General features: G+C 46.7%; 17 protein-coding genes and 2 pseudogenes. 2 read left to right on the top strand and 17 right to left on the bottom strand.

Annotated elements, in window-relative coordinates; translation table 11 throughout:
• Window positions 1-120: pseudogene (locus ICN46_RS12190) on the top strand (IS30 family transposase); the annotation flags it as partial.
• An 83-nt stretch (window positions 121-203) separates the two neighbouring features.
• On the opposite strand, the gene der reads toward ICN46_RS12190, so the two are convergent.
• From der to ndk, 7 genes are read right to left on the bottom strand one after another with little or no spacing between them, the layout of a single operon-like run.
• Complete coding sequence (gene der, locus ICN46_RS09235) at window positions 204-1,565, bottom strand: ribosome biogenesis GTPase Der (RefSeq protein WP_216207739.1); 1,362 nt, start codon at window positions 1,563-1,565, stop codon at window positions 204-206.
• The gene (gene bamB / locus ICN46_RS09230; protein ID WP_216207736.1) at window positions 1,562-2,725 is read right to left on the bottom strand and encodes an outer membrane protein assembly factor BamB; all 1,164 of its coding nucleotides are present in this window, start codon (window positions 2,723-2,725) and stop codon (window positions 1,562-1,564) included. Before bamB ends, der begins: the two co-directional genes overlap by 4 nt.
• Complete coding sequence (locus ICN46_RS09225; protein WP_216207733.1) at window positions 2,725-3,384, bottom strand: YfgM family protein; 660 nt, start codon at window positions 3,382-3,384, stop codon at window positions 2,725-2,727. The genes bamB and ICN46_RS09225 overlap by 1 nt, the downstream gene beginning before the upstream one ends.
• Window positions 3,385-3,421: 37 nt before the next feature.
• A complete protein-coding gene (gene hisS, locus ICN46_RS09220; RefSeq protein ID WP_216207730.1) occupies window positions 3,422-4,747 on the bottom strand; it encodes a histidine--tRNA ligase in 1,326 nt (441 codons plus the stop codon).
• A 2-nt stretch (window positions 4,748-4,749) separates the two neighbouring features.
• Entirely contained in the window at window positions 4,750-6,009 is a 1,260-nt protein-coding gene (gene ispG, locus ICN46_RS09215; protein WP_216207727.1) for a flavodoxin-dependent (E)-4-hydroxy-3-methylbut-2-enyl-diphosphate synthase, read from the bottom strand.
• A gap of 1 nt (window position 6,010) precedes the next feature.
• Window positions 6,011-7,213 carry a dual-specificity RNA methyltransferase RlmN gene (rlmN, locus tag ICN46_RS09210; protein ID WP_216207724.1) on the bottom strand — a complete coding sequence of 401 codons (1,203 nt, stop codon included), beginning with the start codon at window positions 7,211-7,213 and terminating at the stop codon, window positions 6,011-6,013.
• Window positions 7,214-7,245: 32 nt separating this feature from the next.
• Window positions 7,246-7,671: a nucleoside-diphosphate kinase gene (ndk, locus tag ICN46_RS09205; protein ID WP_216207721.1), complete on the bottom strand. Its 426-nt coding sequence runs from the start codon at window positions 7,669-7,671 to the stop codon at window positions 7,246-7,248.
• A gap of 260 nt (window positions 7,672-7,931) precedes the next feature.
• On the opposite strand from ndk, the gene ICN46_RS09200 reads away from it, so the two are divergent.
• The gene (locus tag ICN46_RS09200; RefSeq protein WP_216207717.1) at window positions 7,932-8,633 is read left to right on the top strand and encodes a Bax inhibitor-1 family protein; all 702 of its coding nucleotides are present in this window, start codon (window positions 7,932-7,934) and stop codon (window positions 8,631-8,633) included.
• Between the two features lie 336 nt (window positions 8,634-8,969).
• On the opposite strand, the gene rlmD is transcribed toward ICN46_RS09200, so the two are convergent.
• The 10 genes and pseudogenes from rlmD to ICN46_RS09150 form a co-directional block, all read right to left on the bottom strand.
• Complete coding sequence (rlmD, locus tag ICN46_RS09195) at window positions 8,970-10,397, bottom strand: 23S rRNA (uracil(1939)-C(5))-methyltransferase RlmD (RefSeq protein WP_216207763.1); 1,428 nt, start codon at window positions 10,395-10,397, stop codon at window positions 8,970-8,972.
• Window positions 10,390-11,211, bottom strand: coding sequence for a 3'-5' exonuclease (locus ICN46_RS09190; RefSeq protein WP_216207714.1), 822 nt, complete (start codon window positions 11,209-11,211; stop codon window positions 10,390-10,392). The genes rlmD and ICN46_RS09190 overlap by 8 nt, the downstream gene beginning before the upstream one ends.
• Window positions 11,212-11,236: 25 nt before the next feature.
• Window positions 11,237-11,986, bottom strand: coding sequence for a LysM peptidoglycan-binding domain-containing M23 family metallopeptidase (locus ICN46_RS09185; RefSeq protein ID WP_216207711.1), 750 nt, complete (start codon window positions 11,984-11,986; stop codon window positions 11,237-11,239).
• Window positions 11,983-12,606, bottom strand: a pseudogene (locus ICN46_RS09180) (protein-L-isoaspartate(D-aspartate) O-methyltransferase); the annotation flags it as partial. The pseudogene ICN46_RS09180 and the gene ICN46_RS09185, both read right to left, overlap by 4 nt.
• A gap of 29 nt (window positions 12,607-12,635) precedes the next feature.
• The gene (surE, locus tag ICN46_RS09175) at window positions 12,636-13,430 is read right to left on the bottom strand and encodes a 5'/3'-nucleotidase SurE (RefSeq protein WP_216207705.1); all 795 of its coding nucleotides are present in this window, start codon (window positions 13,428-13,430) and stop codon (window positions 12,636-12,638) included.
• A 10-nt stretch (window positions 13,431-13,440) separates the two neighbouring features.
• Window positions 13,441-16,518: an efflux RND transporter permease subunit gene (locus ICN46_RS09170; RefSeq protein ID WP_216207701.1), complete on the bottom strand. Its 3,078-nt coding sequence runs from the start codon at window positions 16,516-16,518 to the stop codon at window positions 13,441-13,443.
• Window positions 16,519-17,778, bottom strand: a complete 1,260-nt coding sequence (locus ICN46_RS09165) for an efflux RND transporter periplasmic adaptor subunit (protein ID WP_216207698.1) — start codon at window positions 17,776-17,778, stop codon at window positions 16,519-16,521. It lies immediately after the preceding gene.
• A gap of 9 nt (window positions 17,779-17,787) precedes the next feature.
• A complete protein-coding gene (locus tag ICN46_RS09160; protein ID WP_216207695.1) occupies window positions 17,788-19,299 on the bottom strand; it encodes a TolC family protein in 1,512 nt (503 codons plus the stop codon).
• Between the two features lie 167 nt (window positions 19,300-19,466).
• Window positions 19,467-20,870 (bottom strand): carbohydrate porin, encoded by a 1,404-nt coding sequence (locus tag ICN46_RS09155; protein ID WP_216207692.1) that lies wholly within the window; start codon window positions 20,868-20,870, stop codon window positions 19,467-19,469.
• A gap of 260 nt (window positions 20,871-21,130) precedes the next feature.
• Window positions 21,131-21,559, bottom strand: coding sequence for a nucleotidyltransferase (locus ICN46_RS09150; protein ID WP_216860333.1), 429 nt, complete (start codon window positions 21,557-21,559; stop codon window positions 21,131-21,133).
• Window positions 21,560-21,615: the final 56 nt, after the last annotated feature.

Genomic DNA, 21,615 nt, shown 5'->3' with positions numbered 1-21,615 from the left:
GATGCAGAGCTTAGAATGATCCAAGACCGATTAAACAACCGACCTAGAAAACGATTAGGATTTAAAACCCCCAATGAAGTCTTTAATCAATCTTTAAACCGTGTTGCACTTCGTGTTTGAATCTACGAAAGATACATATTGGGCCAAATAACAACAATTCAAGCTCTTTATAAAGAAATCTTATCTCACAACATTTCACTTGGCTATTTTTTTCCTTTTTTACCTTTATCTGCATCAACATAAGGGTTCTTTGCAGTATTCATCTGAATGCGCAATGGTGTGCCACGCAACTTGAAAACATCCCTAAAGCGACCCTCTAAGTAACGCTTATAGCTGTCAGTCACGCCACTTAAAGAAGTACCATGGATCACCACAATTGGTGGGTTCATACCACCTTGGTGTGCATAGCGCAACTTTGGACGACCCATACCAACTCGTTTTGGTTGCTGGTGTTCAATCGCTTCTTGCAGAATTCTGGTCAAGCGTGGGGTTGGCAACTTTGCCATTGCTGCAGCATAAGCAGCATCAACATCTTTAAACAACTCTTTTAAGCCTGTGCCTTTTTTCGCAGAAATAGGGTGCACATTAGCAAAGTCCAAGAAACGTAATTTTTGGGCAATTTCTAAGCGAGCGCGTTCTTTAACGTAAGAATCAATCCCATCCCACTTATTTACAGCAACCACTAATGCCCTACCCGCTTCAACAATAAAGCCTGCGATATGAGCATCTTGCTCAGAAATATCCTGCTGCGCGTCGAGCATCAGGATCACCACATTGCAATCAGCAATGGCTTGCAGTGTTTTGACAACTGAAAATTTTTCAATTGCTTCAAACACCTTTCCACGACGGCGCAAACCTGCTGTATCAACCAAGACATAAGGTTTGCCATTGCGTTCGAATGGAACTTCAATCGCATCGCGTGTTGTGCCTGGCATATCAAATGCAATCACACGCTCTTCACCTATGAGCTTATTGATTAACGTGGACTTGCCAACGTTTGGACGCCCAACTACTGCAATCTTCATGGGGCGATTAGGATCATTCGCCAAATCATCCTCTTCAGGCTCTGCAATACCCAAGGCATCCAAGGCATCATCGATCAGACCGCGAACACCATCCCCATGGGCAGATGAAATAGGAAAAGGCTCACCCAAACCCAACTCATGAAAGTCGGCGGTAACAACCCCTGCTTGCATGCCCTCTGTTTTATTAACCGCTAAAATAATGGGTCGGCCGGTCTTGCGTAAAAAGTCAGCGATCACACGATCTTGTGGCGCCATACCTAGGCGACCATCCACCAAGAAGATCACTACATCAGATTCAGCAACCGCTTGTTTGGTTTGCTTAGCCATCTCGGCAACGATGCCGGTCTTTGCCACTGGCTCAAAACCACCAGTATCTACACAAATGAATGCACGCTCACCAATTCGACCCTTACCGTAGTGACGATCCCTGGTAAGACCAGAAAAGTCGGCAACTAGGGCATCGCGGGAACGTGTCAGACGATTAAAGAGTGTGGACTTGCCTACGTTAGGGCGCCCGACGATAGTAATGACTGGATTCATTTTGGACTGTACGCCGCTAATTTCCCGCCCTGAGATTGAATCAGAATGAGCCCACCAACCGAAATAGGGGCGGCAGTAATTGGACTACTATCATGACGAATACGCGCAAGCATCGCACCATCCGCCTGCGAGAATGCATGCACATAACCCTCTACATCACCCATGAGCAATACTCTGCCAACAGCCAAGGATTCTCCAACATCCCTGTATGTGAGTTTGGAATTTTCCCAAATCTGTGAACCATCTTTAGTGGCAAAGGCAGTGACATGAGACTTTTCATCAGCAGCAAAAACCATATCTGGACTTTGGGATGTTCCCGTAAAACTTGAAAAATCTTTAAACCAAATCAAATTACCGGTGCGGGCTTGACCGCAACCAATACGCCCCTGATAAGAAACCGCGCAGAGAATCTCGCCTTGCATACTTGGCTTAGCCGTCACATCATTCAAACGTTCGATCTCTGAGAAGCCCTTCGGAAAAGAAATCGGAGTCTCCCAAACCAAGCCACCGTTTGCAATCGCAATCATGCCAAATCGACCACCCGCAAAACCCGTCACAATCACTTCATTACCAATCTCCAACATGCCATACCCGACACGCAATGAAAGAGCTGATTGTTGACGCTGATAGGTCCACTTGCGTGCGCCGGTCTGCTCATCTAGACCAATAAAACGATTGTCGAGCGCACGAATGATAACCACGCCGCCAGCAACCACTGGCTCTGTTAACACTTCACTGCCAACACTAACGTTCCAGATTGGCTTGCCGGTATCGTCATAGGCATAGACGGTTCCTTTAGTGGTGACAACGGCGGTTACACGTCCATCCGAACCGGGGCCAACAGTTATACGCTCCGGTACCGAGGCTTCCCATACCTTCTTACCATCTAATAAATTAATCTTGACAAGATTACCGCGGTGAGAAGCTGCATATACGGCGTCTCCTGCTACAACAGGATGAAAGTTAAATGTTTCAGACGAGCCAACACTGGTAGACCACACTGGAGCGAGCTCAAATTGATTGGTAACCGGAACCAATTCTGCGGGCTTGCGCACCCGCGCGCCACCAGAACAAGCAAGCAGAGTAGCGATGGCCGAGCTAATGATGAGGACTTTTGTAGCGGACTTCACCAGATTGTGCAAGCGCATCTTTTGGGTCATCACTGAGTAATTCCTCCGACAGCATCTAATTTAACCTTCAGTAGGCGACGCGCCTCCTCAGGGAATTCTTTTGCTTGATCTAATTTTTTCCAAGCCTCTTGATAACTAGTTTTAGCTTGTGCATTTTTCTTCTGCGCCAAGTACCAATCTCCGCGACGCTCCAACCAAATAGCTTCGAAACCAGTAATCGGTTTCTGCTGGAGGATCGTGTCAGCTTCTGCAAAGTCTTTGTCAGTACCCTGCTCTATCAACTGAGAAACTAAACGTAATTTACCCAAGGCTACGTAGCCATCATTGGAGGCATTATTAGCGGTCCAACGTAAATACTCAATAGCTTTAGGAGCATCGCCTGCGTCAGAAGAGATCTTTGCAGCAATTAAGCTAGACATCGCAGCATAAGGAGTGCGGCCAAACTGTTTTTGTAAATCATCTGCGGCGCGCAAGGTTTGCTCTTTATCGCCTTTACCAATAGCAGTCACCATCGTGTCATAAAGCTTTGATGCTTCTGCAGCTTGGCTATTGCGCCACCACTGGTAGCCACTGTAGGTTGCATATACCAACAAGGCGGCCGTTACAATACCGGTAATGAGATTACGGTACTTTGCCCAAAAGGCTTTGAACTGGTCAAGTTGTTCTTGTTCTTCTAAATCTAATGGCATATCAATCCAAGCTAATAAATATCGTTGTAAGGTAATTCTATTCGGAGCTACCGACTAATGCGTCAATTACTTGTTCTAGCACCTCTTCAAGGGCTACGGACCGCTGCTCACCAGTACCCCGTAAGTCTTTGATCTGAGCCTCATTTTTAGCCAGCTCATCTGGGCCAATAATGACCGCATAGGCCGCCCCACTTGCATCCGCTTTCTTCATTTGCGATTTAAAGCTAGCCGATTGACCATCTGGCGGACAAAAGAGAATAGTGTCAATACCAGCACTGCGCAAACGCTCAGCAATAATCATGGCAGCAGTTAAAGTCTCACCACCTTGGTGTAGTACAAAAATATCGCATCCTGGTGCAGCATCCGGTAGTGAGCCCGATACCTTCATCAGCTCCAAAACACGCTCCATACCCATAGCCCAACCACAAGCTGGCGCAGCTTTACCGCCCATACGCTCTATCAGTGGATCATAACGACCGCCTCCAGCGATGGTGCCTTGAGCGCCCAACTCATCTGTAACCCATTCAAAAACGGTCAGATTGTAATAATCTAGTCCGCGCACCAAGCGTGGATTAATCTTGCAGGGAATGTTGTTTGCCTTGAGCAATGTTTGCACTGCATTGAAGTGCTTTAACGATTCCTCACCTAAGAAATCCAATAGTTGAGGTGCGCCTTCGATTAAGCCTTGCATTGCGGGATTCTTGGAATCCAAGATGCGCAAGGGGTTAGTTTGTAAACGACGTTGCGAGTCTTCATCGAGTGCTGCCGCATTTTTCTCAAAGTAACTCACCAAGGCTATGCGATGTGCAGAACGCTCGTCAGCCTGGCCTAGTGAATTGATTTCCAGCCGAACGCCCTTCAAGCCCAGCTCATCCCAAAGGCGTTGACCCATCAGAATGATTTCGGCATCGATATCTGGACCAGCGAAGCCCAAGGCCTCAATTCCAAACTGATGGAACTGGCGATAGCGACCGCGTTGTGGACGCTCATGACGGAACATCGGACCGGTATACCAAAGACGCTTAGGGCCTTCGTATATCAAATTATTTTCAATGACCGAGCGCACGATTGCAGCAGTACCTTCTGGGCGCAAGGTTAGTTGCTCCCCATTCAGGCGATCCTCAAAGGAATACATTTCTTTTTCAACAATATCAGTCACTTCACCAATGCCGCGTTGAAAAACTGCTGTAGCCTCAACAATTGGAGTTCGCAAAAACTCATAGCCATAAGCTCGTGTCAGATCACGCAAGACGTGCTCAAGATGAGCCCATTGCCCAGCATCAGCTGGTAGCAAATCATTCATACCGCGAACGCCATTAATCTTGAGCGTTTTTTCAGTCTTCTTATTTTTATCTTCGGTCATTTTTAGGAGTAATTATTTTTGACGTATTCATCAACAATGATTTGAAATTCTTCCGCAATCTTTTCGCCTCGCAAGGTCTTCACCTTCACCCCATCAACAAAGACAGGTGCAGCGGGAGTCTCACCAGTGCCCGGTAATGAAATGCCAATATTGGCATGTTTGCTTTCGCCAGGCCCATTCACAATACAACCCATCACGGCAACATTCATATTTTCAACGCCTGGATGAGTTTTCTTCCAAATAGGCATCTGCTGACGCAAATAAGACTGAATATTCGCAGCCAATTCTTGGAAGGTGGTGCTAGTTGTTCTACCGCAACCGGGACAAGCAATCACCATAGGTGTGAAATTACGCAAGCCCATAGTTTGCAAGATCTCTTGCGCCACAATCACTTCATTCTCACGCGGCGCGCCTGGATCTGGCGTCAAGGAAACCCGAATCGTATCGCCAATACCTTCTTGCAAGAGGATGCCCATTGCGGCTGTAGAGGAAACAATTCCCTTGCTACCCATGCCGGCCTCAGTTAAACCCAAATGCAATGGATAGTCAGAGCGGCGTGAGAGGTCGCGATACACAGCAACTAAGTCTTGCACATTACTCACCTTGCAAGACAATAAAATTTGATTGGGGTTCATGCCAAACTCCACTGCTTTTTCAGCAGACTGTAATGCCGACTGAATCAATGCCTCAATCATCACTTCCTGAGCAGTTTTTGGGGCCGTCAAGGTAGCGTTACTATCCATGATGCTTGCAAGCAGATCTTGGTCCAGGCTACCCCAATTTACGCCGATCCGAATGGGTTTATCGTATTTGCAGGCAGCCTCAATCATTTGCGCAAACTGTGGGTCACGCTTAGCACCCTTGCCGACGTTTCCGGGATTAATGCGGTATTTGGATAAAGCTTTGGCGCACTCTGGATAGTCATTGAGGAGTGTGTGACCGTTGTAGTGAAAGTCGCCAATCAGAGGGACCAATACGTCCATCTTGTCCAACTGTTCGCGAATATACGGAACTGCTGCTGCAGCTTCCGGAGTATTGACGGTAATGCGCACCATTTCAGATCCGGCACAGGCCAATTCTTTCACTTGAATTGCAGTGCCGACTGCATCAGCGGTATCGGTATTAGTCATCGACTGGACGCGCACAGGAGCATCGCCGCCGACAGTAACTATATTGGTTTTCCAAGCAACTGTTGCTTGGCGGGTTGAGCGCTTAGGTGCGGGACCCAATGGCAGAGGCGGCAAGGTATGGTTAGCGCTCATGTTAATTTAATTTATCGAGCCAGTGAATAGCCTGAACTGATTCTGTTGGATCATCTTCTGGCTGGATGATCTCGTTATCATGCACAGCACGTTCACGCACTCTAGTTCGATCCACAACATCGCCAGCCAATTGTCCGCAGGCTGCAGCAATATCATCACCACGGGTTTTGCGCACCGTAGCCACCATGCCAGCATCTAGCAAGATATTGGCAAAAGCTTGCACTCGTTGCGGCGGTGATCGCTTCAAGCCAGACTCTGGAAACGGGTTGAATGGAATCAGGTTAATCTTACATTTAATGTTGCTGAGCAGACGAATCAACTCTTTTGCTTGCGCGTCAGAATCATTAACGCCATCGAGCATGCAATATTCAAACGTTAAGAAATCTCTTGGCGCAAACGGCAAGTAGCGTTCACAGGCGCCTAACAATTCTCTTAAAGGATATTTTTGATTTAAGGGCACCAACTGATCACGCAATGCATCATTGGGCGCATGCAAAGAAACTGCTAAAGCCACAGGGCAATCTTTTGCCAAACGATCAATCATGGGCACAACACCCGAAGTTGAAACAGTCACACGACGGCGAGATAGGCCATAAGCCCTATCATCTAACATCAAGCGCAATGCGGTAACCACATTGTCATAGTTGAGCAAGGGCTCGCCCATTCCCATCATGACCACATTTGAAATAACGCGGCCAGTATGTTCCCAACCAGGAGTTGGAAATTTTTCCACTCGACGCACTGCTCCAGGCTCATTACGCAGTAGATGTTCTGCGAACCACAACTGGCCAATAATTTCGCCGGCACTTAGATTCCGTGAAAAGCCTTGTCGCCCGGTAGAGCAAAAACGGCAATTGACCGCACAACCAGCCTGAGAAGAGATGCATAAAGTGCCGCGATCATCTTCTGGGATAAAGACAGACTCGACTGCATTGCCAGCACCAACATCAAGCAACCACTTGCGGGTGCCATCATTAGCAAGTTCATCCTTGATGACTGGAAGGGATACGACTTCTGCCACATCTAGCAAAGTAGCTCGGAAGCTTTTGGCTAAATCACTCATCTCATCAATGTTCGATACACCGCGCTGGTGTATCCATTGCATGAGTTGTTTCGCCCTAAAGGGCTTTTCATTTAACCCCGCGACATACGCTGCCATTTGGTCAGCGTCAAAATCTAAGAGATTTATGCGCGGGGAGGTCAATGCGCCTACTTATTTAGTAAATAGGTTTCGAATTAACGATTGAAAACATTCATGCCGGGGAAAAAGAATGCGATTTCCACAGCAGCAGTTTCAGGAGCGTCAGATCCATGAACAGCATTAGCATCGATGCTGTCAGCAAAGTCGGCACGAATTGTTCCAGCGTCAGCTTTCTTAGGATCGGTAGCGCCCATCAAATCACGGTTCTTAGCAATGGCGCCTTCACCTTGCAATACTTGAATCATCACTGGACCAGAAATCATGAAGCTCACCAAATCCTTGAAGAAAGGGCGGGCTGCGTGAACGGCATAAAACTGCTCAGCCTCAGATTGAGATAAATGCGCCATTCTGGAGGCAACAATCTTCAAACCAGCAGATTCAAAACGGTCGTAAATTTTGCCGATAACGTTTTTAGCTACAGCATCGGGTTTGATAATAGAAAGGGTGCGTTCAATAGCCATGCAAAACTCCAGTAGTGATTTCAAAGGTATTAGTCAAAAAGGGTTTAGTAAGCCTCTCCCAATTCAACGACCCCCGAATTATACAACGGCTGAGGGTATTTACCCTTATAAAATCAGTCCTAAGCCATTGAATTTACAAGGTATAACCCCATGACTTGTAGTCCTTTCAATTAGACCCTTGAATTTAGGCTGTTTTGTCTATACTTACTAGCAACAGCCCTTTGTGGGCTTATGTGTTTACTTAAAAAGAAGGAGTCCATATGAGCGATCTCAACTCTTACGGCTTTGGCCAAACCGGCTCGATTAGCGCCCTCCAAGTACGCAACCGCGTACTTCGCAATACCTATGCCCTACTCGCACTCTCCATGGTTCCGACCATCATTGGTGCCTGGCTTGGCGTAGCAATGGGGTTCACCCTTTTTGCAGGTAGTCCATTTATTGGCTTTATTGTCTTCATGGCAGTAGCCTTCGGCTTTTTCTGGGCGATTGAGAAGAATAAAGAGACCGGCATCGGCGTTCTCTTGCTATTAGGCTTTACCTTCTTCATGGGCATCATGATGTCTCGCTTAGTTGGCTACACCCTAAATAGTTATAGCAATGGCGCTGCACTGATCATGCTGTCCTTTGGTGGCACTGCCGCCATCTTTGCAGTAATGGCAACGATTGCTACTGTCAGCAAGAGTGATTTTGCTGGCATGGGCAAATGGTTAATGGTTGGCGTATTACTCTTGATCGTCGCGTCTTTGGCTAACATCTGGTTGCAATTACCTGCTTTGATGCTGACTGTGATGGTCCTAGCTATTGCCATCTTCTCCGCATTTATCTTGGTTGATGTGCAACGCATCATCAATGGTGGAGAAACTAACTACATCATGGCAACTTTAGCGATCTACTTGGACGTGTACAACGTTTTCACTAATTTGCTCGCATTACTCGGTATTGTTGGCGGCAATAGAGACTAAGACAGACCAAGCAACAGCCTTTATTGTTGCTCTCATAAGGCGCCTGCGGGCGCCTTTTTTCTACCTGTCTTTACTTGCTCTTGTCTGAATAAATCAGTTGGCAACAAACATGTTTACCGCATAAGACAGCGCAATCAATACCAATAAGATTGCAAAACTATCTGAGGCTTTCATGGTGCACTCCCATTCGTTAATGAAATCGTTAGCAGCACTGCCACTCTGCACAACCTCAATCTACTCTTATATAAGACTGGCTTGCTGTTATATTGCACCGCAATAATACTTGTAGCACCAAAATAGCGCTAAATCTAGCAGGATTGGGAGACGAAGCTAAATTTAGGGCTTTTGGAAGACTGCTATAGATTCTACGTGGGATGTATGGGGAAACATATTGATGATTCCAGCACCCTTAAGCGTATAGCCTGCATGGTGGCACAAGATTTCAGTATCTCTCGCCAAGGTCTTCGGGTTGCAAGAAACATAGACAATACGGTCCGGCAATAAGGGATCCTGCTTGGCATGTAAATCAGCCAAAGCCTTGCAGATTTCCATCGCCCCTTCGCGAGGTGGATCCATCAGCCATCTCTCTGCTTTTCCCCACGATGCAATGGAGTCTGCTGTCACTGCAAACAAATCACTTTGCATAAAACTGGCTTTATCACAAAGCTGATTATGTTCAGCATTTTCTTTTGCCCTAGTCGTCAAACTCTCCAATCCCTCGATACCCATGACGCTTTTTGCTTTTCTAGCTAGCGGTAAAGTGAAATTGCCAATGCCACAAAAAAGATCCAACACGCGATCGCTTGCTTGGACTTCTAACAAACGAATCGCCCTGCTGACCAATACCCGATTCATCAAATGATTTACCTGGGTAAAGTCTGCCGGCTTAAATGGCATCTCGATTTCAAACTCGGGCAATCGATAACAAAGCTTGCCGGTCTGCGGGTAAAAAGGCGCTACAGTTTCTATGCCCTTGGGTTGCAACCAAATCCAGACTTGATGCCGATCTGCAAAATCTCGCAACAACTGCTCGTCATTTTCAGTGAGGGGCATTAAGTTACGAAACACCAAAGCAGTAACTGGTTTAGATTTTTTAGGATCAGTAGAATTCGGATCTTCGGGTTCGCCTACGGCTATTTCAATTTGCGGCATGCGATCGACAATGGATAAACCCATTACCAAAATGCGCATTGCGGGCAATAGATCAGACACATGCTTAGGCAATATCTCGCAAGCGGTCATATCGGCCACATAGCCACTCTTACCCTCATGGAATCCGATCAGTACTGTGCCTTTTTTAATGGAGCGGTTCACCGCACTTAAGCGTGCACGATGCCGATATTCCCAGGCAGGACCTCCCATGGGGCGCAGGATTTCTTCTGGTTTGATCTTCGCAATATGCTGTAAGTCATCTTCTAGGACGCGCTGCTTCATCGCAACCTGCGCTCGAATATCTAAGTGTTGCATTGTGCAACCGCCACATACTCCAAAAGCCTTGCATTTGGGTTCAGCTCTGAACACTGCAGGCTTGAGTATTGTTAGTACTTTGGCTTTGCTAAAACGCGCTTTCTCACGAGTGACAACATACGTTACCAACTCGGTTGGCAAGGCGCCTTGAATGAAAACCACCTTACCGCTATGTCCTTGTGCAAGCTCTTCCTCATTGGGCGCTAGGCGTGCTATCCCCTGGGCATCTAGATCAAGAGATTCAATCTGTATTGGCTCAGTCACTACGATATTGACTGGCTTATCCCCCCTACGCATTGGGAGCAAAGCCTTGAAGATATTCTTGCCATTGAGCCCCATTAGGCTCTTTAGATTGTGTTTCTAAATACGCCTTCACAAAAGTAATTTCTTCTTGATATTCGGCTAGCGAGAAGCCGCCACGCAGCAACTGAAAGCGACAATACATCAGGTAAGTATTAACTACATCGGTTTCGCAATAACGGCGAATGTCATCAATCTTGCCGTCAAGATAAGCAGGCCAAACTTGACTACCATCCATGCCCATTTTCCCTGGGAAGCCACACAGCTTTGCCAAGCCATCTAATGGCGCATTGGCCCGACCATTAAATTTAGCCAAGAGGTCCATCAGGTCAATGTGACGCATGTGATAGCGGCTAATGTAGTTGTTCCATTTAAATTCACGGCTATCATTTTCTTGGCTCTCGCCCATCTCCCAATAACGCGGTGCTTGAATCTGGTTTGCTAAGGCGCGATAGTGCAAGACTGGTAAATCAAAACCGCTACCATTCCATGAGACCAATTGCGGCGTGTATTTTTCAATTAAATCAAAGAATGCCTGTATCAAAACCTTCTCATCATCTTGTGCATTGCCCAGGGTGCCTACCCTAATTTGGGGTAAGCCATCTTTAGTAGTTCTCCGAATTACGCAAGAAATTGCTACGATGCGTTGAAGATAGAGGGGCAAAAAATCGCTGCCAGTTTTGGCGGCGCGATCAGCCATTACTTGGGCTGCAACTTCGCCATCAGACATCGACTCCGGAAAGTCTTCAAGGCGTCGCAATCCTGCTACATCAGGAATGGTCTCAATATCAAAGACGAGGACGGTTGCCATCGAGGGATTGCGGCTAACTAAAAAGCTATTGCAAGTAAGGCGTTGGATTTACTGGCTTACCATTAACACGCAACTCAAAGTGAAGTTTGGGTGACGTTGTATCGGTATCACCCATTTCAGCAATCTTTTGACCTTTACGAACTGCATCACCCTCTTTTACTAGGAGCTTGCTGTTATGGGCGTAGGCAGTAAGGTAGGTGTTGTCATGCTTAATGATGACCAAGTTGCCATAGCCACGCAAACTATTGCCTGCATAAACTACTTTGCCATCAGCTGCGGCCTGGATAGGATCACCAACTTTACCGGCGATATCAATCCCTTTATTAGCCTCGCTGAACTCGCCCGTTACCTTGCCTTTTGCTGGAGAAGATAAACGTATACCTGGCTCAGCCACCATTTCTGTTACGGGTACAGCTTCTTTAGGCTTGACAACATCAATAGGTTTGCTAAGGGGTTTAACCGCCGTTTGAGAGCCAGCTGGCGGCTGCACCAAAATAAGATCATCGACCTCAATTTGATTTGGGTTTGCTAATTTGTTCCAAGCAATCACATCGCGCGGGGCTTGGCCGTGGTCTAAGGCGATCCGCGCCAAGGTATCACCCTTCTTGACGCGATAGTAGCCAGGTGGAGCTGGTTCGCTCGCGCTAGCAGTTCGGTCAACGACATTGGCCGGCTTAGCTCTCGGCGTAGTGGCACAACCCACCAGAGCAAATATCGATGCCACCAAGGTGCAAAGCGCTAGGGATTTTACGAGGGGACTAAAGATGGTTTTCATACTACCCCTGATTGTAAGGGGACAAAAAAGACCTCGTCCAGCACAGTTCTTTGGTAGCGCTGGGAGCTCATACGCTCCACCATCACCAATTGCTGCTCTTTCTCGCTTTTAGCAACTGGGGCGATCAGGCGCCCTCCTATTGCTAACTGATCCAGTAAGGCGTCCGGAATACCCAAACCTGCCGCTGCCAAGATGATGGCATCAAAAGGTGCTGCTTGCGGAAGACCCAAAATACCGTCGCCATAAATGAGGCGCAGATTGTTGATCCGAAATGGTCGCAGTTTTGCCCTAGCCATGTCATGCAATGGCCGAATCCGCTCAACCGAATACACCTCATCAGCCAACAAACTCAAGACGGCTGCTTGGTAGCCACAGCCGGTGCCAATCTCCAATACTTTGCCCAACTTTTGCTTGGGTTTATGCAACAGTTCAATCATGCGCGCTACTACTGAGGGCTTAGAAATAGTTTGTTGGTGACCAATCGGCAATGCAGTATCTTCGTAAGCCTGTGGATGCATTCCAGGATCCATAAAAGCATGCCTTGGCACTGTGGCAATCGCCTCTAAAGTTTTAATGTGCTTTATACCCGCAGCATGCACTTTATCCGCCAATGCCTGCCGATGACCGGCAAATCTCTCAGCAGCCGACTTCAACCGCGATCCCAACCATTGCTACGCATCGCTGCTAAGCGGGCGTGGTGGGTTAAATCCAATTGCATTGGGGTAATTGAAATATAGCCATCATCTATTGCATGAAAGTCCGTGCCTTCTGAATTGTCCTTGGCATGCCCCGCAGCGCCGATCCAATAAATCTCTTCACCGCGTGGATTTTTTTGCACCACTACGGGCTGAGAGTGATGGCGATTACCCAACCGAGTGACTTTCCAGCGATACAAATCAGCATAAGGACGGTTGGGGATATTAACGTTTAGTAATGATGCCGTACTGTTATGGTGCTGAGCAAGATTAGATACGAGCATTTGCGCCACGATGTCATGTGCAGCTTTAGCCGCATCATCAATGCGAGCCCAGCCACGATCAATTTGAGAAAAAGCAATGCCAGGGACACCAAACATCACACCCTCTACAGCAGCGGCAACGGTTCCTGAATACAGTACATCTTCACCCATGTTCTCACCCTGGTTAATACCAGAGATCACCAGGTCAGGCTTGGAATCCAAAAAGCCCGTCATGGCAACGTGAACACAATCTGTTGGTGTGCCATTAATGAAAATAAACCCGTCGCGCTCGCCACCTGCTACTCGATGAATCGAGAGTGGGCGTGAAAGCGTTAATGAATTTGAAGCGCCACTGTGATTCTGCTCAGGGGCAATCACGGTCACACGCCCTAAGGGACGAATCGCATTCACTAAGGCCAACAACCCAGGCGCCAAATAACCATCGTCATTTGAAATCAGAATATGTGGTTTAGGAGTGTTAATCATATTCAATAGTCTAGACAAGGCTCTTTTGGTGTTTGCCACGACCTCTGAGTGAGGCATAAATCACCGGCAGAACCAAGAGTGTCAGAATGGTTGTAGTTACCATACCACCTACAATTACCAAAGCCAATGGTCTTTGTGCCTCAGAGCCAATCGAATGAGATAAAGCAGCAGGCAAAAGACCTAAGCCTGCAAGCATCGCCGTCATGAGTACTGGACGAACTCGCATAGCAGCGCCATCAACCATGGTGTCTTTCATGGCGCCGTGCTCTTCTGCCACTGTTTTATTAATATAAGAAATTAAAATCACACCATCCTGAATTGCAATACCAAACAAGGATAAGAAGCCGAAGAGCGCAGAGATACTCAGGGTTTCGCCGCCTAGATGCAAGGCAATAATGCCGCCAATGGCCGCAAATGGAACATTAATCAAAACAATGGTCGCATCGCGGGTGTTACCTAAGGCGGTAACCAATAAGAAGAAAATCGCCAAAAGTGTCAATGGAATAATGACCATCAGCTTTTGTTGGGCAGCCTTCATTTGATTAAATTGACCATCCCAGGCAATCGTGTAATTGGTAGGTAAAGCAACATTTTTTTCAACGAGATACTTGGCATCTTCGACAGCACTACCCAGATCTCGGCCGCGGACACTAAAGATTACAGCGATATAACGCTTCCCTGCTTCACGGTAGATAAAGAATGGGCCATCGGAAAGTTTAACGTTTGCAACCATGCCCAGCGGCACCTTCTGACCATTAGGAGTATCAATTAATAAATTCGCAACATCAGGAATGTCATTGCGACTAGATTCATTTAAGCGGACAGCAATGCCGAAAGTTTTTTCATCTTCCAGGAAATTAGAAATCGGAGCCCCGCCGATAGCATTGGCAACGACAGTCTGAATATCGGCAACATTAACGCCGTAACGTGCCGACTTTTCACGATCAATCTGGACATTCAAGGTCGGCTGACCTAACTCTTTGAGAATATTTTCATCCTCAATGCCGCGCACTTTTTTTAGTTCGGCAACAACCTCATGTGCTTTTTGATTCAGGATATCCAAATCGGAGCCGAAGATCTTAACGGAGTTCTCACCTTTAACACCAGATAAAGCCTCATTGACGTTATCTTGAATGTATTGAGAGAAGCTGAAATTTGCACCCGGAATTTTATTTAACTCAGCTTGCAAATGCTCCAGCAAAATTGCTTTGCTAGAACCTTTTGGCATTTGATCAGGGGCCTTCAGATATAGGCCATACTCCTGATTGAAAACCCCCGTGGAATCTGTGCCGTCATCAGGGCGGCCAATTTGAACGGCAACCTTTTCTAACTCGGGCTGCTTCATAAAAGTTTCGCGGAGTTGGTTAGCAACCTTGATTGAATAATCCAAATCAACGGTATTGGGCAAAGTCACGCGCAACCAAATATTATTTTCTTCCAGTGTTGGCAAGAAAGCAGTGCCTAAACGGGTTGCACTTAATAAAGTCACCCCAAGAATAAAAATAGATACGGCGATCACATGACGCGGATGATCCATCCATTTTCGTAACAGTGGTTTGTAACGGGCCAGGATCCATGTGATGAACTTTGGAGGCTCATGGTGAAAGTTATCCCCGAACGCAAGGGAAATAGCCGCCGGTAAAAAAGTAAGGCTCAAAATAATTGAGGCTACTAAGGCAAAACCCATAGTAAAGGCCATGGGCTTAAAAATAATTCCTTCAACGCCACCCATTAAGAATAGCGGAGAGTAGGCCACAATAATGATGCTGGTGGAATACACCATGGCACGCTGTACTTCGCTAGTGGCCAAAATAATGCTTTGGTTTAAACGTTTGCCGCCCTCTTCTAGATGGCGCATCACGTTCTCCGTAATAATCACCGCAGCATCGACGATCACACCAAAGTCAATTGCACCCAAAGAAATCAAATTTGCGGGTACATTAAAAATATACATCTGAATAAATGAGAAACACAGCGCCAGAGGAATAACGGCGGCTACCACTGCAGCAGCCCTTAAATTACCCAAGAAGATATATAAAAGCGCCAAAACCATGGTGATACCAAAGAACATGGTGTGCTTCACCGTACCCACGGTGATATCGAGCAAAACCTGACGATCATAGAATGGCTTGACTTCAATGCCAGGAGGCAAAATATGGTCGTTAATATTGGCGATTCTGTCCCGCACGCGAGCCAATACTTCAGAGGCGTTTTCGCCGCGGCGAAGATACACAATTCCCTCAACAGAATCAGGATTGTCATCAAATTGGAATAAGCCTAAGCGTGGTGCGTTACCAATTTTGACTTCAGCAACATCGCCAATGCGAATCGGCATACCTTTATTGACGGCAATCACAACTTGTTTAATGTCATCCAGATTGCGCAACAAGCCAACCCCACGAACGACGAACTGCTGCTCACCGCTAGGCAAAATGCCGCCGCCAGTATTGTCGTTTGCTTTAGTTAGAGCATCAATGACTTGTGGAACAGTGACGCCCTTAGACTGAAGGCTCTCTGGGCTAACAATCACTTGATATTGGCGAACCTTACCGCCAAAAGAAGAAACATCTGCAATGCCAGGGGTTTGCTTCAGTTCTTTGTAAATCTCGTAGTCCTGTAGCGTCTTTAACCGCGTTGGTGAGGCGTAGTCTGATTTGACCTGGTAACGTAAAATCTCACCAGTTGCATCTGAATCTGGGCTAACGCTTGAACTAACACCGGGTGGGAAGGTAACGTTACCTAAATTGGTAATAAAGATCTGACGCACTTTAAATGGATCGGCATTGTCATTGAACTTGAGAGTCACAACCGATAAGCCAAATAAAGACACGGAACGGAATGCTTTTACACCCGGAATACCGGCTAGGGCATTTTCTACGGGAATGGTGACTTGCTGTTCTACTTCAGTCGTGCTTCTTCCCGGCCACTGTGAGATCGCTTGAATCGTGAGCGGCGCAACACCGGGATAGGGCTGAATCGGCAATTCTTTCAGGCTGAAAGCGCCCAGAACCAATAGCACTCCGGCGGCAAACAAGATAATGACTCGCTTATCTAATACCCCGCGAATGAAATTGGTTACGAAACTCAATTACTCCTCCTGCTTCGCAAAACGATCATTGAGTAGAACTGCGCCGTCTGTTAATACTTGCATGCCAGGCTCTAAGCCCTCGGTTACAGCAAATCGCTTGCCGTCCAAGTCGTAACCTTTTACCGCAAAGCGACGGAATGTATCAGGGCCAGTTTTAATAATCATGTAGCGCATCTCACGCATACGCACAATTGCCGATTGCGGAACGACAACTGCTTCAGCCTCTCCAGTTTTTAAACGAGCACTGACATACATATCAGGGCGCAATAAGCCGTCTGCATTTTCAACATCACAACGAATCAATAAAGCATGGGTTTCTGGATCAATTGCTGGAGCGATGTAATTGGCCTTAGCAATGAACTCTTTATCTGGATAAGATTCAGAGCGCAGAATCATGGTTTGGCCTTTTTGAATCTTCCGAATATCCTGTTCGTAAATATTACCGAGGAACCAGAGTTCTTTCGGGTTTGCCAGGGTTGCCATCACATCGCCGGCGTTGACAATAGCGCCTGGCTCGACGCCACGTTTCACAACCACGCCCTTGATCGGCGAACGCATGATCAAATTCGATTGCGTTTTGCCGCTTTTTTCCAATTGATTAATATCCCCATCACCAGCACCGAGGTTACGCATACGATTGGCAGCAGCTTGCTGGGTGATCTGAGCATCGCCCAATAAATCACTCATGGTTTTGCTACTTTCAAGCACTTTGGCTGTTTTTGATGAGAGCAAATATTCTTGCTGTGCTGAAATAAATTCAGGGCTATACATCTCGATTACCGGAGAGCCCATCTCCACCTCTGCTCCATCGAACGCATAAATACGCTCCACCCTTCCCGGAGCACGAGCAGATAATACTTTGGATTTTTCAGCATTAAATGCTAAGCGGCCAGGAACATTCAGTTCAACAGGTACAGCTACACTGACCGCGGTTTGAAAAATGTAAATACTAGGATTCAGCTCAACACCTTGAAGGCGCAACTCCATTGCACCCGTATTTTCAATTTTTAAACTCTTATCAGACTTCTCTAATTTAACGGGTCTATTGACGTTAAAAGCCAAGCCAATCACAATACCCAGCATCAATACAGAAGTGCAGATTAAAAATAGCCGCAAACGTGCGCGATCCTCTGGAGCCAAATTCCAGTAAGACTTCCGAATTTCAGCTTCCCGACGATTGAGGCGATGCAGCAAGTGTCCCCAAAGCTGCTTAAGCTTTGCGAATGTATCTTTTAAGAAAGTCACTATTTTGTCTTTCAAAACCGCTCCTTAAAAAGGTTCTTTGCCGGCCGTTACAAGCAACACCGCTTGTGCTTGCAATAAATTCGCTTCGGCCAACGCCAACTGAATCTCCAAACTACGCAATTGTGTCTGCGCAGTCAATAAATCATTAAATCCCTGCCCATTGTTGGAGTACTGGATCAAGCCAACCTTATAGGCAGCATCTGCCTGTGGGACTTGCCGGTCTTTTAAAAACTGAGTCTGATTCTTGGCTTGCTCATAAGCTGCGTAAGCAGAATTCACGGCTAGAACAATTTGTTGGCGATTGGAAATATTCCCCGCTTCAGCTGAAGCAGCATTGCGTTGAGCTTGTTCGACCCCATACTTTTCTTTAGTGAAGAAGTACAAAGGAATAACCAGATCTAATTCGAATTGATAAAACAGTGCGCCATTATTAGCAGCAAAAGGTCCGCGCGGCGTATAAGATGATCCAATCACCTGAAAGTCAGGCAGGTAGGCTTTCTTGGCTAGGTCAACACCTTTGCGTGCGGCGTCTAATTGCAACGCGGAACTCTTTAGGGCAGGATGACTGGTTTCAGCATAGTCCTCCAACTCCACTAAAGTTGGCACACCAGTCATCGCACGACGACCATCACCCCGCAAGATTAATTTTTCACGAGAATGGCGACCTACTAGTGTGTTGATGTTATTTAATCCAACTTGTAATTGACGCTCTAAATTGAATTGGTCAGCCTGGGCTGCACTCTGAGCCACTTGTGCATTAAGGTACTCAACATAAGCTGCGGCGTTATTGGAGTAACGCGCCTTAGCAACGTTCTTAATCATCTCCAAGCGAAGTACGGACTCTTTCAGAACCTGTAACTGTTTTTGAGATGCCAAGGTGTTGTAATAGAGGGTAGATAGCTGAGCGCCCAATTGGAGATAGGTAGATTCGCTTTGTGCTAACAGCGCTTCAGCATTGGTGTCAGCAATATTGGCAGCCAAGCTCTTCTTGCCCGGAAACTGAAATGGTTGCGTGAACGAAATAGCATTATTGCTACTAATACCATTTTGGTTTGCAGCGGTTGGCGCATTCGCCCCACCTAAAGCAAATGGAGAATTGACTGGCATACCCGACCACACCAAACCGACCTGTGGATTGGCGGGTGCTGCAATTTGCGGCACAGTGGCCTTGGCGGATAAATAGGATTCACGCAAAGCAGACAGCTGCGGATTATTTAATTTGAGCTCAGACCAGAGCTGGCGCAGATCCATCTCGGTTGGCCCAGATGGTGCGCCTTTGACATACACCTTAGGCGTGTTGGCCTGAGTGACTGGCGCAAACAATTCTGGTGCTTTTGAAGGAGTGCTTTGTGCGGTAATAGCCGGTGGCGCACTTAGTGTCGAAGCAACTGTGGAGTCTGCATCACCAGTCTGCACGGTCACTGATGTGGGCGCTTGAGCAAAGGCTAATGAAGCAGAAAAAATAGGGGCGAATAGAACCCAAGCTACACGCTTGAATGGATGAACTGCGCTCGTTTTTAATTGGCCGTGAATCAAATGCGGCTGCCTCTAAATATCAATGCTGCTACTGTTTTTATGGCCCCCAAAAAGGCTAAATAAGGGGTTTAAAGGATTATAGGGTAGAAACAGCAAAAGTCGATTATTTAACAATCCTTATCTCATTGATTCTAAAGATAATAATGAGCTGGAAAGTTTGCAGATCCTTAAAACTCAGCATGCACCCGGAAAGAGTAAATCTGTACTGGACCGCGGGCTGAGTTATAGGCAGGGTTGCTAACGTGTTGATAGTTAATGCCAAACAGGACATTTTTGATCATTGTGGCGTTGTAATACATCTCAGCAATGCGCTCCGGACGATAAGAAATCGTCTGATTAGGGCCTGCATAATCGCCAATAAAATAGGACACGCCACCCGCCTGGAGGTAACTGCGGCGATAGCTTGATAGCCCGTTTTGCATCATCGAAATGCCAATACTGTCCTTGGGACGATCCCAGCTTTGGCCATTTAAACCCATACCCACCGATACCGAATTATCAGCCTCGGTAAATGACATCGTTTCGGTATGGCCATCAGAAGTAAAAGCGCGGCCATAAATACCGAGGTCTTTAGTTAAAGCTTGCTCGGCATGTAAACCAACACCCGTTTTATATTGGTAGTTGTTCCGGACATTGTTAATGGCTTGAGTACCCTGAGCACTGTTTTGCACAATGTAGTTGGTTGCATCCTGAAAGCGTGCCAAGATCATTTTGTTGCGATAGGCCAGCACACTAACTTTACCGGGCAAGTCGGCGATATTGTGCTGACGTTCGACCTCAACCTGATCACCATAGGTATCTAAAATATGCCAATCAATGTTTAAAGAATTCGGGGTACGCGGTGCTGTCATGCGTGACGCACGAAAAACCCAGTTATCGCGATACCACTCGCCTGCTAAGCCCCAGCCATAGCCACGTGCATCGGCAGCGTAGTCATAGGCTAGATAGGTCATATTGCCCCAGTTCATGAACTGCACCCGCGGGTCTTTGGCATAACGGCTATCGTCAAAGATATCTAAGGTCGAGAACTGACCACCCGTAATCACAAAGCGATTACTGCTAACGATTTGTGTGATTTGATTGGCTTCGTTATCCAGGGTGAGTTTGTCACCCTCTTGATTAATTGTTTGACGTACAAAAGCGCGCGCAGAATAAAACTTCGCTTGCGCCCCATTGGCTTTAGTTGCTTCACCGTTGGTAAAGCCACCTAAACCTGTCAAGCCAGAAAATGGCACGCCCGACACCACCTCAGGGTTGAAGTAAATATCAGTATCTTGCGCAATGCGGGCACCAAAGAACAAAGTACCCGACCAGGTATAGCTCATCGATTTATTTGCTGACAAACTATTCATACCCGCATATGAGGAGGTGAAATTGTTATAACGCTGGTTAATATAAGTAGTTTGGCCATGCACATTGACTGGCAAACCCAAAATCGACCCTTCTGTAGGCAATCCATCGATAGGATCGGCAAAACTAGCTATTTGGTCAGCACCTGATCCTGCCCTCTGTGCAAATGCAGGGGCGCTCATGAAACTCAACAGGAGAATGAGGAGATACTTGCGGGTCATTCACGATTTCAATTAGTGGCAACAAGGCCTGGGTATATACAGCTCATTTAGTCATTCGTCGGTACTGCGGCACAGGCGGAGATTGAAGCTCAACAGTGGTGCAGACCGAATTATCCCCAATAAGGGGCAATTTACCTAGTATTTATGTCGTTTTGGTGACTGGGTAATCTCAAAATGGGGGTTTGGGGTGCTGATATACAACTGAACCACTGGATTAAAGGCTGAGTGGTCATAAATATTGAGCCTAAGGGGGTTCAAGCTCAGATTGGCTGAGCCATCTCGATGAGCTTAGTTCGAAACCTTTCCGGCAAAGCATTAGGCGTTAATACCTCCACTCGAACTCCAAGTAATTTCTTTAATTCAAGACTAATAGCAGCAATGTCAAATAATGTTGTCTGACTATCGAGATCGATCAAAATACTGAAATTACTTCCCTCATCATTACTGCAGACTATTGACTCAACAATGCGGGGATTACTTGCATGGTGCGTATGAACAATTGCACGAATCTCAGCGCGATGCGCAATGATTACATCGGATGGTTTCGGGAGGTTGCTGGATTCTTCAGAATGAAGATCATCGATAAAGGCCTGGAGAGTTTGAAACCGCTTGCCTTTGCCCGCCTCTAATTCGGCAATGGCTTGCATGGTCAAACTTAATCCAGTTTGGTCAGTAGTTGTTGATTTCATAGTCAGGAGATATTAATAATCCTCCGGCTCAATATCAACGCCACAGTGAATATGGT

Source organism: Polynucleobacter sp. Latsch14-2 (assembly GCF_018881925.1).
Lineage (GTDB): Bacteria > Pseudomonadota > Gammaproteobacteria > Burkholderiales > Burkholderiaceae > Polynucleobacter.
This window is presented reverse-complemented; position numbering and strand designations above follow the sequence as displayed.

Bases quoted from the DNA above. Each gene is read 5' to 3' on its own strand.
- der (WP_216207739.1), bottom strand. From the start codon at position 1,565: ATGAATCCAGTCATTACTATCGTCGGGCGCCCTAACGTAGGCAAGTCC.
- bamB (WP_216207736.1), bottom strand. From the start codon at position 2,725: ATGACCCAAAAGATGCGCTTGCACAATCTGGTGAAGTCCGCTACAAAA.
- ICN46_RS09225 (WP_216207733.1), bottom strand. From the start codon at position 3,384: ATGCCATTAGATTTAGAAGAACAAGAACAACTTGACCAGTTCAAAGCC.
- hisS (WP_216207730.1), bottom strand. From the start codon at position 4,747: ATGACCGAAGATAAAAATAAGAAGACTGAAAAAACGCTCAAGATTAAT.
- ispG (WP_216207727.1), bottom strand. From the start codon at position 6,009: ATGAGCGCTAACCATACCTTGCCGCCTCTGCCATTGGGTCCCGCACCT.
- ndk (WP_216207721.1), bottom strand. From the start codon at position 7,671: ATGGCTATTGAACGCACCCTTTCTATTATCAAACCCGATGCTGTAGCT.
- ICN46_RS09200 (WP_216207717.1), top strand. From the start codon at position 7,932: ATGAGCGATCTCAACTCTTACGGCTTTGGCCAAACCGGCTCGATTAGC.
- rlmD (WP_216207763.1), bottom strand. From the start codon at position 10,397: ATGCGTAGGGGGGATAAGCCAGTCAATATCGTAGTGACTGAGCCAATA.
- ICN46_RS09190 (WP_216207714.1), bottom strand. From the start codon at position 11,211: ATGGCAACCGTCCTCGTCTTTGATATTGAGACCATTCCTGATGTAGCA.
- ICN46_RS09185 (WP_216207711.1), bottom strand. From the start codon at position 11,986: ATGAAAACCATCTTTAGTCCCCTCGTAAAATCCCTAGCGCTTTGCACC.
- surE (WP_216207705.1), bottom strand. From the start codon at position 13,430: ATGATTAACACTCCTAAACCACATATTCTGATTTCAAATGACGATGGT.
- ICN46_RS09155 (WP_216207692.1), bottom strand. From the start codon at position 20,870: ATGACCCGCAAGTATCTCCTCATTCTCCTGTTGAGTTTCATGAGCGCC.
- ICN46_RS09150 (WP_216860333.1), bottom strand. From the start codon at position 21,559: ATGAAATCAACAACTACTGACCAAACTGGATTAAGTTTGACCATGCAA.